Here is a 15,530-nt window from a genome sequence, read left to right on the forward strand (position 1 = left end):
TTTTTGGATTTGGTAGTAGTAATAATTTCAGGGCTTATGTAAGGTCTTGTTTTTCAGAGAAAAAAAATAGGGTAGTACGGTAGGATTAATGCAACCAACAGGGTCGGATAATTGCGGTCGTTTAGTTTAAGACGCAGGATTTTCAATGAGTTGCTGATCTGTTTTTTTACGGTTTTGTCCGAAATATTTAGTTGTTCGGCAATTTCTTTGTATGATAGATTTTTTTCGCGGCTTAAGACAAAAACTTCTCTCATTTTTTGGGGAAGATTTGCTACTTCGGCATCGATGATACGTTGCAACTCCTGGGTAAATAACTGTGATTCGACGCTTTTCTCATATTCGTCGAAAAATTCGATAAGTGACGCCAAATAATCCCGTTTTTCTATGTTTAGTCGGATATAGCGTAAAGCTTTGTAGCGGGCTATTGAAAATATGTAGGATCTTATGGAATTTACGTTGGCTAAGGTGTTACGTTGCTGCCATAGGTCAATAAATGTCTCCTGTACGATGTCCATGGTATCCTCTCGGTCATGAAGTATACGCATGACATAGCTAAAAAGAGACTCCCACAAAGTGTCATATAATAATGAAAAAGCTTTTTCATCACCCTGCCTAAGCAATTGAGTCACCATCGTGTCGTGCGTGATACTCATCTGTTTCTGATTTCCATATTCGTCCAGCAGTGCTAGTTGGTTTACTTGGTACAGTTTGATTTCCCCAGTATCGAAGGCAAACTTAGATAAAATTGCGTGATATACAAACATGAACTAAGCGTAGGTGATGGATTGAAAATTGGGAAAGCAAATTCGATGCCTGCACGAAATTTACGGCTATCTTTGTTGAAAGATCGTTAATTGCAATGAACATCTCCTTAAACAGCAAATATGCCCTTATCTGCGGCAGTACCCAAGGTATCGGATTAGCCGTGGCCAAAGAATTGGCTTCATTGGGCGCTACTTGTATTTTATTGGCCCGCAATGAGCAAAAATTACAGGCAGTAGTCGGCAAACTCCCCGTTTCGGATCAGCAATCCCATACCTACGAGGTAGCCGATTTCTCTGACCCTGAAGCCGTTCGCTTGGCGGTTGCGCGGGTTATTAAGCGTTTTCCCGTGACCATTTTAATCAATAATACCGGCGGTCCGGCCTCTGGTGCAATTGCAGATGCCACGCAGGATGATTTGGAAAATGCGTTCAAGCAGCATGTTGTCTGCAATCAATTGTTGGTAAAAGCCGTGCTTCCCGCAATGAAAGCTGCCGCCTATGGCCGTATTGTCAACATCATCTCCACATCGGTTAAAACACCGCTACCAAACCTTGGTGTCTCTAATACCATCCGCGCTGCAGTAGCGGCTTGGGCCAAAACCTTGGCTAATGAGATCGGGCCATTTGGAATAACTGTCAATAATGTATTGCCGGGTTCAACCTATACAGGGAGGCTCGAAGCATTGATGAAACAGCGTGCGCAAACGGATGGACAATCAATCGATGAAGTCGAAGAACGGATGAAAAGTGCCATCCCATTGAAACGTATCGGTCAGCCGGAAGAAATTGCCAATGTGGTTGCTTTTTTGGCTTCGCCTGCGGCCTCCTATGTCAGTGGAGTAAACATCCCCGTAGATGGGGGGAAAACACCGAGTATCTAATCAAACAGATAGTTAACAAAAAAGGAGCTGTTACAGCTCCTCTAATTTTTCTGCGGTTACTTCCGCTTTAATCTTCGTCTCTAACTCATCCATCAGATCGGGGTTATCAAGCAGCAATGTTTTTACCGCATCGCGCCCCTGACCAAGTTTGGTGTCGCCATAACTGAACCAGGAACCAGATTTCTTAATAATGTTGAAATCCACACCTAAGTCGATAATCTCACCCGCTTTGGAAATACCTTCCCCAAATAGGATGTCGAATTCGGCGACACGGAAGGGGGGAGCCACCTTGTTTTTTACGATCTTGACCTTCACACGGTTTCCCGCTACTTCATCGGCATCTTTTATTTGTGCCATACGACGGATATCCAACCGCACCGAAGCATAGAATTTCAACGCATTACCGCCGGTGGTGGTTTCCGGATTACCGAACATAACTCCTATTTTTTCGCGCAATTGATTGATGAAAATACAACAGCAATTGGTTTTGGAAATCGTACCGGTAAGTTTTCTCAGGGCCTGGGACATCAATCGGGCTTGCAGCCCCATTTTGGAATCGCCCATTTCGCCTTCAATTTCGCCTTTTGGTACCAAAGCCGCTACTGAGTCGATCACGATGACGTCGATCGCTCCCGAACGGATCAGATTATCTGCAATTTCCAATGCCTGTTCACCGTTGTCAGGTTGGGAAATGAGCAGATTCTCGATATCGACGCCCAACTTTTTTGCGTAATACTTGTCAAATGCATGCTCCGCATCGATAATGGCAGCAATACCTCCCTTTTTCTGGGCTTCTGCAATAACATGGGTTGCCAAGGTCGTTTTTCCCGAAGACTCCGGACCATAGATTTCGATGACCCGGCCCTTGGGCACACCGCCAATGCCTAAGGCAATATCCAGTCCAATGGACCCCGTAGAGATGGCATCAATCGGTTCAACTGCCGAATCTCCCAGCTTCATGATTGTGCCTTTACCGTAGGACTTCTCTAATTTATCTAAAGTAAGCTGTAACGCTTTTAATTTTTCTTGATTACTCATAGTTTTAGTAATTTTCGGTTCAAAGGTACGATAAATAATTTTATTTTACTAATTTTTTTCGTTATTTATGGCTGACAGCTATCAGCTGTCAGCATTCAGCTATCAGTACTAGCAATCAGCTTTTTGTCGTTATATCCGTAAAATCCGCGAGAATCTGCTCAATCCCTGTTTTCCGCCTTCCATTACTTACGACTTACTACTTTTTCAAAATATCTGCACATCCAGGTGATGGGACATTCCTCACATTTTGGCCTACGGGCTACGCAGATATAACGCCCATGTAAAATTAGCCAATGGTGGGCAATTGCCAAAGTGTCTTTGGGTAAATATTTCACCAATTGCTTTTCGACTGCTAGGGGTGTTTTGGCGTTGTTGGTAAGCCCAATGCGGTTGGCGACACGGAATACGTGGGTATCCACAGCGATAGCAGGTGCATTATATACGACAGATGCGATGACATTGGCGGTCTTACGGCCCACTCCGGGAAGTTTCTGAAGCTCTTCTACCGTTTGGGGCACCACACCCCCGAAATCGCTTACCAGCTTTTGTGCCATCCCAACCAGATGCTTGGCTTTATTGTTGGGATAACTCACACTTTTGATGTAGTTGTATACTTCATCCGGCGTACTTGCAGCAAGGCTCTCGGCATCGGGAAAGCGCTGGAACAACGCAGGGGTGACTTGGTTGATCCGTTTGTCCGTACATTGGGCGGAGAGGATGACGGCAACAAGCAATTCAAAGGGATTGCTGTAATTTAACTCGGTTTGAGCATCCGGATTATGCGTCGAGAAGTAGGCGACAAATGCCTCGTATCGTTCCTTTTTGAGCATGACGCCTTACATCAATGACGTTTGTCCCGCTTTTGAATAAGAAGTGATTTTACGAATGCAGTTTGAATGCGGCTGGCGAAGCAATGTATCCATCTCATTTTTGAGGAAATTGTAGAACAACTCATCGTCTAAATCAAGACGCATAGGTTCCTGTTCCAATTTCCGAATGATACCATGTGTTGTGGGATGTTTGGAAGTATAAGTTTCTGTCATAAGCGCCCTATATTTTTTATTGCATATATGAATTATAACGCAATAAACATCGGATTAGTATGGCTATCAGGACGTTTTTGCAGGCTTGTTACTTCTTTTTAACAGGCTCTGACGCTTTCTGTTCAGCCAACTGCAGCGCTTTATAAGCATTGACGATGCCACCCGTGACACAGATTTCATTCATGGAAACCCGCATATTCCTTCCATCGGGCCCTTTCACCTTTACACGTTGGTCCACACGTGTTACGGATTGCATAATTACGCGTTTCACTTCTGTGGCGGGCAGTTGTGGATAATAGGAACGTATTAATGCGGCTAAACCTGCTACTACGGGCGAAGCCATGCTAGTGCCTTGTTGATCTTCGTAGGTCGATCCGGGCATGGTCGAATGGATGTCTACGCCGGGAGCGAATACATCAACCGACCGGCGGCCATAATTGGAAAAGGAAGCGACCAGGTCTCCGTCATTTTTCCAAGATGAAGCACCGACTTCAAGCCAGGCTCCTGCTTCACCCATGTTAATGCCTAGACTGTCTACGTAATTCCGGTTCGGGTAGTTGGGGTTTGCATCGTTATCCTGACCTTCATTTCCAGCGGCATGAACGAGAAGTACATCGTTCTCCAAAGCAAATCGCACCGCGTCATCTACTGCCTGTTTGTCTTTGGCAAAAGCCTTCCCGAAGCTCATATTGATAACTTTTGCTCCGTTCTCGACCGCATATCGGATGGAGTTGGCAACGTCTTTATCTCGCTCGTCGCCGTCGGGGACTGCCCGTACCGCCATGATACGTACATTGTCGGCTACACCCTTGATGCCGATGTCGTTGTCACGTACCGCGCCGATAATACCCGCCACGTGGGTTCCATGGTCGGCGTCCGGGCCGGTTACATCTGCATTCCCGTAATACCGCTCACGGCTGTTTTCATAATCATCGCCTACGGTATCCCGCGGATCGAAATCCTTATTCAAATGGTAATTGACCTGGTTGTTAAAATGTTTGACTCCATCTTCTAAATCCTTGTAGAATTTACCGAAATCGGGCTCATCTTTCAGTTCCTTTTTGACAATTTTTAATGCCATCTTTTCGAAGTCGCCTTCCGGTTTATAGTGATCGAAATCAGCAAGTGTGGGCTTTTCTTTCCCCATTTTCACCAGCATGGTGTCCACTGTGCGTTTTAATCCCATGTAACTCACCTGGCCAAAACGGGCCTCCTGCATTTTATTGGCATAGTAGGTCACCATCTTCTGGTATTCGGAAAATTCCCTGCGCTCTTCACCGTCCATAGGGGTAGAGGGTAATACGGACACATATTTTGGTTCCAACGCTCTAACCAACCGCGTTACTTCCAGGTTGTCATAATGTACGTTTTCGCCATTTGCATTACCCAGGAAATTCCATCCGTATTTGTCGTTGATGTAGCCGTTTCCATCCTCGTCTTTACCGGTGGAGGCGCTGTCCTTTTCGTTAATCCACATGACGTCTTTGAGATCTTCGTGGTTTACATCTATGCCACCGTCGATTACAGCCACTATAACAGGAGTACTCTTTTTTCCCTTCAATAAAAGCTCATATGCTTTTTCGGTACTGATGCCCATCACGCCATCTCGCTCATAGTCTAGGTTAAACCAGTTGGCGGGTGGAGTGTCTTTTTTTGTTTGTCCAAGAGATAATAGGGGTAATATTGCAACTAAGAACGTGTTAACGAATTTCCGGAACGTCATAAAATGCGATAATTTTGTGTGCGGACAAATATACTGTTTATTGCGATCAGCTAATCGTTAAACTTTGATAAAAAACATGGAAAAAGGTTTAACTCAACGATATAATTCTTTCATTTGTGTCGGCTTAACGCTATAAAATATGCACAATCATGAATACTAAACTTTTTTTCACATTATTAATGAGTACAATCATCACTTCCTGCATGCAGAACAAGATCAACCGGAAAGTCTACGAATGGCCCCAAATGGATGCCCCCGTTGCAGCTATTAAACCGCACATCCGTTCGTTACATGGAGATACAGTTGTGGACAATTACTATTGGCTGAACGACTATTTTAAGAAGGGACCGGATTCATCGGAGGTAACTAAATACCTGGAAGCGGAAAATGCGTATACCGATTCAATGATGAGTGGTACAAAAAAACTACAAACCCAGTTGTTTGATGAGATGAAAGGCCGTATCAAAGAGCAGGACGAATCCGTTCCCTATTTCAAAAATGGATACTATTATTACACACGGACGGAGGAAGGGAAGCAGTATTTTAAGTTCTGCCGGAAAAAGGAAAACCTGGATGCACCGGAGGAAATCCTGCTTGATGTGGATGCGTTAGCGGAAGGGCATTCGTATTATGCGGCCGGTGGATTTAACGTGAGTCCCGACAATCGGTTACTCGCCTATGGGGTGGATACCGTGTCGCGGCGGCAGTATACCATTCACGTCAAGAATCTGGAAACCGGTGAAATCCTGAAGGACGCAATTCCCGGTACATCGGGCGGATCGGTTTGGGCCAACGACAACCGGACCTTGTTTTATACCAAAAACAATCCGGCAACGTTGTTAACGGAGAATATTATGCGGCATAAGTTGGGTGCAGATACCGACAACGATGCCATAGTCTATCACGAATCCGATAACACCAACTATATCGGCGTGGGCAAAGCCAAGTCGGGTAAATTCATTTATATCTATTCCGGCGGTACGCTATCGTCGGAAACCCGTTACCTCGATGCGGATGATCCCATGGGGAGCTTTACGGTCTTCCAACCCCGCATGCCCGAAGTGCTGTATAGTGTAACGGCGCTTGCCGACCGTTTCCTGATCGTTACCAACCAGAATGCCAAGAATTTCAAGCTGATGGAATGTCCGTTTAACCAAACCGGGCAGGAACATTGGAAAGAGGTCATTCCGCATAGACCGGATGTATTGCTGGAAGATGTGGATGAATTCAAAGATTTTCTAGTGGTGTCTGAACGTAAGAACGGGCTGATCCAGCTGGCCATCCGTGACCTGAAGGATGGCTCCCAGCATTACCTTGATTTTGGTGAGGAGGCTTATACCGCTTACCCGTCAAATAATCCCGAATACAATACCGCCACCCTGCGATATGGATATACGTCGCTCACGACGCCGTCGTCTACCTACGATTACGATATGAATACCCGGAAAAAGACCTTACTGAAACAGCAGGAGGTGGTCGGCGGGTATAATGTGGCTGATTATGTTACGGAACGCCTGTATGCGACGGCTCAGGATGGAACCCAGGTACCCATTTCGTTGGTGTATAAAAAAGGTTTCAACAAAGATGGAAACGCACCCTTGTTGTTATATGGATACGGGGCATACGGCGTGACGATGGATCCTTCGTTCAGTTCAAGCAGGCTCAGTTTACTGGACCGTGGCTTTGTGTTTGCCATCGCCCATGTTCGTGGAGGGCAGGAAATGGGTCGGCAGTGGTATGAAGAGGGCAAAATGATGAAAAAGAAAAATACCTTTACCGATTTTATCGATTGTGGACGGTACTTAGTGGATCAGCAATATACATCTTCGGCACATCTGTATGCCATGGGGGGTAGTGCAGGTGGCTTATTGATGGGTGCAGTGGCCAACACGGCACCTGAACTTTGGAAGGGTATTGTTGCACAGGTGCCCTTTGTGGACGTTGTCAACACTATGCTGGATGAGTCCATTCCGCTAACAACCAATGAATACGATGAATGGGGAAATCCGAATAATAAAGATGCTTACGAATATATCAAAAGCTATTCGCCTTATGAGAATATTGAAGCAAAAGCATACCCTCATATACTGGTCACCACCGGATTGCACGATAGTCAGGTGCAATATTTTGAACCTGCCAAGTGGGTGGCCAAGCTGCGGGCGACCAAGACAGACAACAACGTACTACTGCTGAAAACGGAAATGGATTATGGACATGGAGGAGCTTCGGGGCGTTTTGATTACCTCAAAGAAATCGCCCTGGAATATGCGTTTCTGTTTGCGTTGGAAGGAATGGTGGAGTAGGGGAGAAGTAAAAATTAAAAGGGGGCGGGTGAGCCCCCTTTTTGCTTAAAAAGATTGTTGACAAATCCTTTGTCAAATTAAACTGCGATGGATGTATCCATTACGAAATCGTCATCCCGGAGGTGTACGATTTCGGTGGCTTTTTCGTAATTGGTCGACTTCTTGGAAAAAAAATCGTGCTGGGTGGTTTCCACGTTGAGGCCATTCATTACAATCGGATTTACGCGTTTAACCTCAAAAATGGGTTCAAATCCAATATTCATGAGCGCTTTATTGGCATTATAGCGTACGTATTCTTTGACTTCAGCCGTGAGTCCCACATCGGTATAAATCTCTTCGGTGTATTTCAATTCATTCTCGTACAGGTCGTTCAGTAAGTTGACCAGCTTTTCTTTTGAGGCTGCTGGATTTGGCAGCTTCTTGTACACATCCTGTGCCAGCAAACCGACAAATACGCCGTGTATGGATTCATCTGCAATAATTTTTTTGATGATATCCGCGCTGGCTACCATATGTCCTTGCCCGCAAAGCCATAGGGGAATGAAAAAACCGCTATAGAATAAAAACGACTCCAACAATACCGAAGCGCACAACCCCATAAACAAATCTTCCTTGCTGATATCGGTATCTGCCAGTTTCCGGTAATATTTGTCAATGGTCGAAGCCTTGAATTGCAGGTACTTATTTTGTTGAACCCAGTTGAAAATGTCTTCAATATCCTGAGAGGTGGCTACCGTCGTGAAGATGGTTGAATAAGATTTTGCATGGATCGCTTCCATCATACACATATAGGCCAGCACCGATTTGTTTTGTAACGAATCGATATGGTCCATGATTTTGGGCATCCCGGTATTGCTTTGAAGGGTGTCTAAAAGCGTCAAGCCTCCCAGCGCTTTCTTATAACACTCCCGCATTTCAGGCGATAGGGATTTCCAGCTATCGATATCCTTGGAGGGTATGTATTCGGTATCAATCCAGAATTGCTTGATGTTCTGCTCCCAAAACATCAGGGCATAGTCATTTTCGGGCTCGTTCCAGTTGACGGCTTTATATTGTTTCATTTCTTTTACGTTAGATATTAGACATTAAACGATAGACACGGGGGACACCCATTACCGAACACCGGTCACCAATTACGCTGAGCACGACACGCACTCGTCGATCGTTGATTTACGTGTACGCGTATAATAAAGGGATTTCAATCCCATTTTATGACCATAAATATAGTAACGGGCCAAATCTCGCGTACTATCCTTGGAATTGGTATGCAGGATGGTGGATATTCCCTGGTCTACATGCCGTTGGATAACAGAAACCAGGCGTAATACCTTCATCTGATCCATGTCATATGCCGACTTGTAGTAGAAGTAATTCTCGTTGGTCAGGTAAGGCATGGGATAGTAGGTCGTACTATCGCCGTATTCGCGTACCTCAATCGTGTCGACGATCGGCATCACCGAAGCCGTCGCATTCATAATGTAGGAAGTTGATTGATTCGGAGCAATGGCAATCCGGTAGGCATGGTATATACCATGCTCTTTAACCTGCTGTTTCAAGGTGTTCCAATCTTCCTTGGTTGGGATGTTTATACCTGCAAACAGCTCCGTTACCTTGATGGTGGTCGGGAAATAATCCTTACTGACATATTTATCAAAATACGAGCCGTCGGCATAAGCGGTTTTTTCAAAGCCTTTGAAGGTAACGCCCCGTTCACGCGCAATCTCCATGGAAGCCTGCAATGAATAATAATTGACCATCATAAAGAAGACATTGGCAAAATCCAATGCTTCCTCGCTTTCATACATAATGAAATTCTTGGCAAGGTACCCGTGTAGATTCATGGCGCCCAATCCTACGCTGTGCAATTCACGGTTTGCTTTTTGGATGGAGGGAACCATTGCAATGTCGGTCACATCCGATACCATGGTCAATGCATGCATAGCCGTCTTAACGGCCTGCTCAATGCGCTTGTTGTCCATTACCGTGGCAATGTTGAGCGAACCTAGATTGCATGAAATTCCGTATCGGATGGTGTCTTCCTGTCCGTAAATATTGATGTCAGATACTTCAGAAACCTGCATGATCTCCGTGCAGAGATTGGAAAATTTCACTTTGCCGATACCATTCAACGCATGTTGGCGGTTTGCATTTTCCTTAAAGAAGATATATGGATATCCGCTTTCCTTTTGCGTTTGAGCAATTTTGACCAATAGATGGCGTGCGTTAATTTTCCGCTTCTTGATTTTTGGGTTGGTAACCAGTTCGTCGTACATCTCATCCATATCCAGCTCATCAAGGTATTTGCCATACTCCTGCATGACCGTATGCGGATGGATGAGGAAACAAGGCTCATCTTTTGCCGCCAGCTCCATAAATTTATCAGGCACAATCACGCCGATGGAAAGTGATTTAATACGTACTTTCTCGTCTACATTGATTTTCTTACAATCAAGAAACTCCTCAATGTCTGAATGAAAAATGTTGAGGTACACTGCTCCGGCACCGGGGCGTTGACCGAGCTGATTGGCATAGGAAAAGGTGTCTTCGAGAATTTTCATGATCGGCAATACCCCGCCTGCGCGGCCTTCTACACCTTTGATGGCTTCGCCACGGGCGCGGATCTTGGAAATGTTGAAGGATACGCCACCGCCGATAGAGGATAGTTTCATCGCTGAATCCACGGCATATCCGATGCCATTGAGGTTATCGCCGATTTCATCAAGGAAACAGGAAACAAGTTCACCGGAACGTTTTTTCCCGGCATTGAGGAATGTGGGTGTAGCAGGCTGGTATTCCTGGTTAATGAGCAATTCAGCGTATTGCAGCGCCTGTTCTACTCCTTGATGACGCGCAAGAAACAGAGAAACGGCAGCAACGCGGTCCTCATAGCGTTCCAGGAATTTTTCGCCCGAATCATCGCGTAAGGCATAACTCTGGAAAAACTTGAAAGCACTCATGAACGAAGGGAAACGGAACTTTTTAGCGGCTATGAAGTTGTATACCTTTTCCATCTCTTCAAAGGTAAACCACTCATAGAAGTTAATGTAGTAATTGTTTTCGATGAGATAGTCGATCTTTTCCTTTAAAGTGTAGAAAAAGACCGTGTTTTTATTTACATATTCCAAGAAATAAGCACGTACCGCTTCCTTGTCCTTATGCAGACTGAACTCATCATCATGTTTGATCATGATTTCGTTATTGAGCAAAATCCAGCTCTTTGCTACGTCGTTTGTTACCATAATGTTTCCCTTTAATAATCGCGATAAATTCATTAACATCTTCGTTGGTGCCTGACAGTTCAAACTTCAGGGCCAACGGAATTCCGTATTCGGCTGCAACCTTTTCGCCTGCCAACGCAAAATTCTTTCCCCAGTTCCGGTTCCCGCTTGACGATACCGAAAGGAGGTAATTACGTGCGGATTGCAGGAAATCCCGGGTGGTTTCGGGAACCTCTCCAAATCGGGTTGTGAAGGTCACCAGGTGGCCTTCGTGCTGCACCTCCATGTCCGGCTGGATTTTCTGAACAGTCCATCCGGTCAATTCCGCAACTTTCTGCATAAACCGTGCTACATTGCCCGTCTTGCTGTCGTAATATATCCACTCCATATGCAAACCTTTTTAGATGCTGAACCCCCGCACTTCTGAGGGGGTTGCCTTCATTTCCTTAAACCCGTTTCCGGGGATTTTATTGTTGGTAGACCGATGCTAGTATTGAATAGCCAAAGCGGAAAGCTCTTCCGGTTTGAACCCAATAATCCGTTGGGTCTCCTGGTCCTGATTCAATACAATAACCGTGGGCACGGTACGTACCTTGTATTGAATGGCCAATTCCGGTTTATCAAACGGATTTACTTTTTCATAAGTGATACCCTTGCGGTCGAGGAATTCGGACACTTGGTTGCAAGGAGCACAATCATTTTTTTCGAATTTTATAATCCGTGTCATAATAATAAAAAATTTTAATAGTTCAACACTAATCGGATCCTGGATGTTTTAACCGGTAGATTCCGACAATTTCCCGTTGCAATAATGTTGGTAAGTTGTAGCCTTGAACAAATATCAGCTATTTAATTTCAGCACGGTAGGAATTGTTATCAACAGATGTTGAATTATTCACATTGTGGATAAGTGTATCAAACTGTTTTTTATTTAATTTACTTTATTTCAGCTTTTTATGTTGTAATCGTAACGTGGAACCTATAGTTGTGTTGATAATTGGTGTGAGAATTCGGTATGTTTATTGCGTTAAAATTAGTTACTCCATTTAACCTGTAAGCAGCATAAGAGAGGGATGCAAAATAGCCACACACGGTCGATACCCACCCGCGCATTTCGCAGCAGCTACAACCTTTTGAAAACCCAATAATATAAAATTTCAGTATAATATTTCAGGTGTCTAAACTTTAAGGAGCAAATCGCTTTTCATCCTACAATGTATGATGTAGTCAAATGCTACTTTAAATCAAATAGGTACGCTTTAATCGCTACGAAGGATGAATATTATATTGATATATAATTGATATTAATTGTAATATTTTTATTAATATAGTTTAATAACTCAATAATAAAGTAGTAGTAGATCAAAGAGAATAGCAAGAACTTAGCGCTCGCCAATTTGATAGGGAACTTAAGTGGAACCGATGTATAGGTCAAAAATGAGATTTGACACATAACCAACTATAAATTAATTAAACAAAACAGAAATGAGGCATTTACTACTACTTTTTTGCCTAATGAACCTGGTGCAACCATGTTTGTTTGCTCAGGAACTCTCCATCCGAGGTGCTGTGGTCGACTCGATTACGGGAAGTCCGTTGCAGGGGGTGAGTGTATTAATAGAGGGTACGTCGAACGGTTCTTCCTCCAATATCGAGGGTAAGTATGAATTGACCGTACCTCGTGGCGACATGGTATTGGTCTTTTCTTATGTGGGATACCAAACCAAAAAAATCCCGATAGCGGGAAGGAGGGAAATCAATGTAGCGTTGGCCTCGGATGGGGCATCGCTCGATGAGGTGGTTGTTGTGGGGTACGGGCAACAGCGAAGGGCAAGCATAACAGCTTCTGTGGTTACCGTGAGCAATGAGGAAGTAAAATCAATTCCTACGGCAAATGCCGTTAGCGGGTTGGCTGGCAGGTTGCCGGGGCTACGGGTAACCCAGCGAACGGGGGAACCGGGGGCCTACGCCACATCGTTTGATATCCGCGGATTCGGTGCACCTCTGGTCGTGATCGATGGGGTAGTGAGGGATGGCGGAAGTTTCTCCCGGTTAGATCCCAATGATATAGAAAGCATATCGGTACTGAAAGACGCTTCCGCTGCTGTTTATGGAGTACAGGCAGCAAACGGAGTGATATTGGTGACCACAAGAAAAGGATATTCGGGGAAACCTCAGATTACTTATACAGCCAACGTAGAATGGCAGCAGGTAACCAATGCGCCCGAAGTGGGCAACGCTTACCAATTTGCCGTACTGACTACCGAAAACGAAATCAATGGTGGCAGATTGCCGGGCGAAACCACGTATTCACCGGAAGATATTGAGAAATTCAGGAACGGCACATATCCGAGTACCGATTGGTATGACGTAGTAGCACGCGAATATGCGGGAATGCAACGGCATAGCCTAAATGTAACGGGAGGTGGCGAGCGTATCAAGTACTATACATCTTTAGGGTATCTTTCGGAGGATGGTCTTTGGAAAAGTGGCGACCTCAATTACCAACGGTATAACCTACGATCTAACGTAAGTGGCCAGATTACCGACGATTTGCAGGCGGAATTATTTATTGATGGCGTGTTGGAGAACAAAAATGAACCGGGCGAAGCGGCATGGAATGTGTTTAAATTTACGTGGATGAATATCCCCACTTTTCCGGTATATGCCAACAATAACCCGGAATATTTGCAGGACATGACTTATCCGTGGCACCCGCTTGCCATGACAACAGCTGCGATCGGCGGGTATACCAAAACACGTACTAAATTCTTCCAAAGCAGTCTTACATTGAACTACAATATACCATTCATCGATGGGATGAGTGCCAAGCTGATGGGGTCGTTTTATAATCAGGCGTCATTCACCAAAGCATGGCGGAAAAAGTATGAGCTGTATGATTTTGACCAATTGATAGATACTTATGTACTCCGCGGGATCCAGAACAATCCATCGACACTTGCGGGTGACTTTCGCCCGTTGGAACGAGTCTCGGTGCTGGGACAGTTGACGTACAGTAATATATTCAACGATGCACATCATGTGAATGCCACATTGGTATTTGAGGAGCGGCATGAAAAAAATGACAACTTATGGGCGCAAAAGCAATTTGCCATCGATGTAGATCAATTTTTCGCGGGTATATCTGAAAACCAACAGGTCAACTCCTCGGGGATATATGAAAATGCAAACCAAAACGTGGTAGCAAGACTTAACTACGATTATCTTTCCAGGTACCTGCTTGAAGCTGGGTTTAATTATGGAGGGTCGTCGAAATTTCCGAAGGGAAAAAGGTGGGGATTCTTCCCTTTCATTTCCATGGGCTGGCGACTATCGGATGAACCTTTTATCAAACAGCGTCTGCCCTTTCTCTCGGATTTTAAGATCAGGGGGTCTTGGGGGCAGATGGGCGATGATGGAGCAGCTGCTTTTCAGTTCCTGACCGGCTATAATTATCCAAGCGGCAATTATATTTTTGACAACGAGGTAATTTCCGGGTTGGGATTCAGGGGAATGCCCAATCCAAACATTACATGGTATACGGTTACCACAAAAAACTTAGGTGTAGACATCTCTCTCCAAAAGGGTTTGCTATCTGCTTCGGTAGATATTTTCCAGCGTGACCGCTCGGGGCTTTTAGCAACCCGTCTGCTGACCATCCCCGGTACGGTGGGCGCAGAGTTGCCACAGGAAAACTTGAATAAGGACATTAGGCGAGGTATTGAAGTGGTATTGGGACACACGAACACAATCGGCGAGCTCCAGTATAACGTTTCCGCAAATTTTACCTATACCAGAGGACGTCCGACTAAACTGGAACGGAATGTAGATGGCAATTCGTACCTCAATTGGCGGAATAATCCTTTGAATCGCTGGGATAACATGACATGGGGATACAACATCACCGGTCAATTCCAGTCATACGAAGAAATATATGCGTCGCCAGTGCAGGACGGTCAGGGAAACAGGACACTTAGGCCGGGTGATTTCAAATATGAAGATAAAAACAAAGACGGCATTCTGTCCAACTTGGATGAAGTGCCCATCGCAAGAAGCCATATCCCCGAGATTAACTACGGGCTGAATCTCAGTGCTTCATGGAAGAAGTTTGATGTAAATGCACTTTTTCAGGGTGCCGCTAACTTCAATTTCCAATACATTGAACAGCTACGGGCGCCGCTGCCATGGGGGCGTAACAGCTTAACCATGTTTATGGACAGGTGGCACCACGAAGATATTTATGATGCCAATAGCCCTTGGGTGCCAGGAAGATACCCAGCAACCAACTACCCTGCTTCCAACAATTGGAATTCGCAATTTTGGTGGCCGGATGCCTCTTACCTGCGGTTGAAGCATGTGGAGTTGGGCTATACTATAGGACCACTGCGCAAAGCGGGTGATATGCAGGTGCGTGTCTTTGCTACGGGGTTCAACCTGGCCACCTGGACAAAAGTTAAATATGTAGACCCTGAAAAGGATCCGGAAACTTATAACTACCTGTATCCATTGATGAGGATATATAATTTCGGGATAAACGTTACCTTTTAAAATTGCAGATTC

At 44.9% G+C, this 15,530-nt stretch carries 12 protein-coding genes; 3 read left to right on the top strand and 9 right to left on the bottom strand.

Features of this window, described 5'->3' with window-relative positions; genetic code table 11:
- Positions 1-53 precede the first annotated feature (53 nt).
- The gene (locus tag IEX60_RS00465) at positions 54-764 is read right to left on the bottom strand and encodes an RNA polymerase sigma factor (RefSeq protein WP_188746290.1); all 711 of its coding nucleotides are present in this window, start codon (positions 762-764) and stop codon (positions 54-56) included.
- Positions 765-859: 95 nt separating this feature from the next.
- Between IEX60_RS00465 and IEX60_RS00470 the strand changes: the two genes are divergently transcribed.
- Positions 860-1,645, top strand: coding sequence for an SDR family oxidoreductase (locus IEX60_RS00470; RefSeq protein WP_188746293.1), 786 nt, complete (start codon positions 860-862; stop codon positions 1,643-1,645).
- A gap of 30 nt (positions 1,646-1,675) precedes the next feature.
- Here IEX60_RS00470 and recA read toward each other — a convergent pair whose 3' ends face one another.
- The 4 genes from recA to IEX60_RS00490 all read right to left on the bottom strand — a co-directional run bounded on the left by recA (position 1,676) and on the right by IEX60_RS00490 (position 5,449).
- A complete protein-coding gene (recA, locus tag IEX60_RS00475) occupies positions 1,676-2,683 on the bottom strand; it encodes a recombinase RecA (protein WP_188746295.1) in 1,008 nt (335 codons plus the stop codon).
- A gap of 182 nt (positions 2,684-2,865) precedes the next feature.
- Positions 2,866-3,513 carry an endonuclease III gene (nth, locus tag IEX60_RS00480; RefSeq protein WP_188746297.1) on the bottom strand — a complete coding sequence of 216 codons (648 nt, stop codon included), beginning with the start codon at positions 3,511-3,513 and terminating at the stop codon, positions 2,866-2,868.
- Between the two features lie 6 nt (positions 3,514-3,519).
- A complete protein-coding gene (locus tag IEX60_RS00485) occupies positions 3,520-3,726 on the bottom strand; it encodes a hypothetical protein (protein ID WP_188746299.1) in 207 nt (68 codons plus the stop codon).
- A gap of 88 nt (positions 3,727-3,814) precedes the next feature.
- A complete protein-coding gene (locus IEX60_RS00490; RefSeq protein WP_188746301.1) occupies positions 3,815-5,449 on the bottom strand; it encodes a S8 family peptidase in 1,635 nt (544 codons plus the stop codon).
- A gap of 149 nt (positions 5,450-5,598) precedes the next feature.
- On the opposite strand from IEX60_RS00490, the gene IEX60_RS00495 reads away from it, so the two are divergent.
- Positions 5,599-7,752 (top strand): S9 family peptidase, encoded by a 2,154-nt coding sequence (locus IEX60_RS00495; protein ID WP_188746303.1) that lies wholly within the window; start codon positions 5,599-5,601, stop codon positions 7,750-7,752.
- Positions 7,753-7,829: 77 nt separating this feature from the next.
- On the opposite strand, the gene nrdF is transcribed toward IEX60_RS00495, so the two are convergent.
- The 4 genes from nrdF to IEX60_RS00515 all read right to left on the bottom strand — a co-directional run bounded on the left by nrdF (position 7,830) and on the right by IEX60_RS00515 (position 11,697).
- Positions 7,830-8,813 (bottom strand): class 1b ribonucleoside-diphosphate reductase subunit beta, encoded by a 984-nt coding sequence (gene nrdF / locus IEX60_RS00500; protein WP_188746305.1) that lies wholly within the window; start codon positions 8,811-8,813, stop codon positions 7,830-7,832.
- Between the two features lie 72 nt (positions 8,814-8,885).
- Complete coding sequence (gene nrdE, locus IEX60_RS00505) at positions 8,886-10,991, bottom strand: class 1b ribonucleoside-diphosphate reductase subunit alpha (protein WP_188746307.1); 2,106 nt, start codon at positions 10,989-10,991, stop codon at positions 8,886-8,888.
- On the bottom strand, positions 10,948-11,358 hold the full coding sequence (gene nrdI / locus IEX60_RS00510; protein ID WP_188746309.1) for a class Ib ribonucleoside-diphosphate reductase assembly flavoprotein NrdI: 411 nt from the start codon (positions 11,356-11,358) through the stop codon (positions 10,948-10,950). Before nrdI ends, nrdE begins: the two co-directional genes overlap by 44 nt.
- Before the next feature lie 99 nt (positions 11,359-11,457).
- A complete protein-coding gene (locus tag IEX60_RS00515; RefSeq protein WP_188746311.1) occupies positions 11,458-11,697 on the bottom strand; it encodes a glutaredoxin family protein in 240 nt (79 codons plus the stop codon).
- Positions 11,698-12,455: 758 nt separating this feature from the next.
- Between IEX60_RS00515 and IEX60_RS00520 the strand changes: the two genes are divergently transcribed.
- Positions 12,456-15,518 carry a SusC/RagA family TonB-linked outer membrane protein gene (locus IEX60_RS00520; protein ID WP_188746313.1) on the top strand — a complete coding sequence of 1,021 codons (3,063 nt, stop codon included), beginning with the start codon at positions 12,456-12,458 and terminating at the stop codon, positions 15,516-15,518.
- Positions 15,519-15,530: the final 12 nt, after the last annotated feature.

Origin of the sequence: Parapedobacter defluvii (assembly GCF_014642075.1) — a bacterium.
GTDB classification, from domain to species: domain Bacteria; phylum Bacteroidota; class Bacteroidia; order Sphingobacteriales; family Sphingobacteriaceae; genus Parapedobacter; species Parapedobacter defluvii.

Bases quoted from the DNA above. Each gene is read 5' to 3' on its own strand.
- IEX60_RS00465 (WP_188746290.1), bottom strand. From the start codon at position 764: ATGTTTGTATATCACGCAATTTTATCTAAGTTTGCCTTCGATACTGGG.
- IEX60_RS00470 (WP_188746293.1), top strand. From the start codon at position 860: ATGAACATCTCCTTAAACAGCAAATATGCCCTTATCTGCGGCAGTACC.
- recA (WP_188746295.1), bottom strand. From the start codon at position 2,683: ATGAGTAATCAAGAAAAATTAAAAGCGTTACAGCTTACTTTAGATAAA.
- nth (WP_188746297.1), bottom strand. From the start codon at position 3,513: ATGCTCAAAAAGGAACGATACGAGGCATTTGTCGCCTACTTCTCGACG.
- IEX60_RS00485 (WP_188746299.1), bottom strand. From the start codon at position 3,726: ATGACAGAAACTTATACTTCCAAACATCCCACAACACATGGTATCATT.
- IEX60_RS00490 (WP_188746301.1), bottom strand. From the start codon at position 5,449: ATGACGTTCCGGAAATTCGTTAACACGTTCTTAGTTGCAATATTACCC.
- IEX60_RS00495 (WP_188746303.1), top strand. From the start codon at position 5,599: ATGAATACTAAACTTTTTTTCACATTATTAATGAGTACAATCATCACT.
- nrdF (WP_188746305.1), bottom strand. From the start codon at position 8,813: ATGAAACAATATAAAGCCGTCAACTGGAACGAGCCCGAAAATGACTAT.
- nrdE (WP_188746307.1), bottom strand. From the start codon at position 10,991: ATGGTAACAAACGACGTAGCAAAGAGCTGGATTTTGCTCAATAACGAA.
- nrdI (WP_188746309.1), bottom strand. From the start codon at position 11,358: ATGGAGTGGATATATTACGACAGCAAGACGGGCAATGTAGCACGGTTT.
- IEX60_RS00515 (WP_188746311.1), bottom strand. From the start codon at position 11,697: ATGACACGGATTATAAAATTCGAAAAAAATGATTGTGCTCCTTGCAAC.
- IEX60_RS00520 (WP_188746313.1), top strand. From the start codon at position 12,456: ATGAGGCATTTACTACTACTTTTTTGCCTAATGAACCTGGTGCAACCA.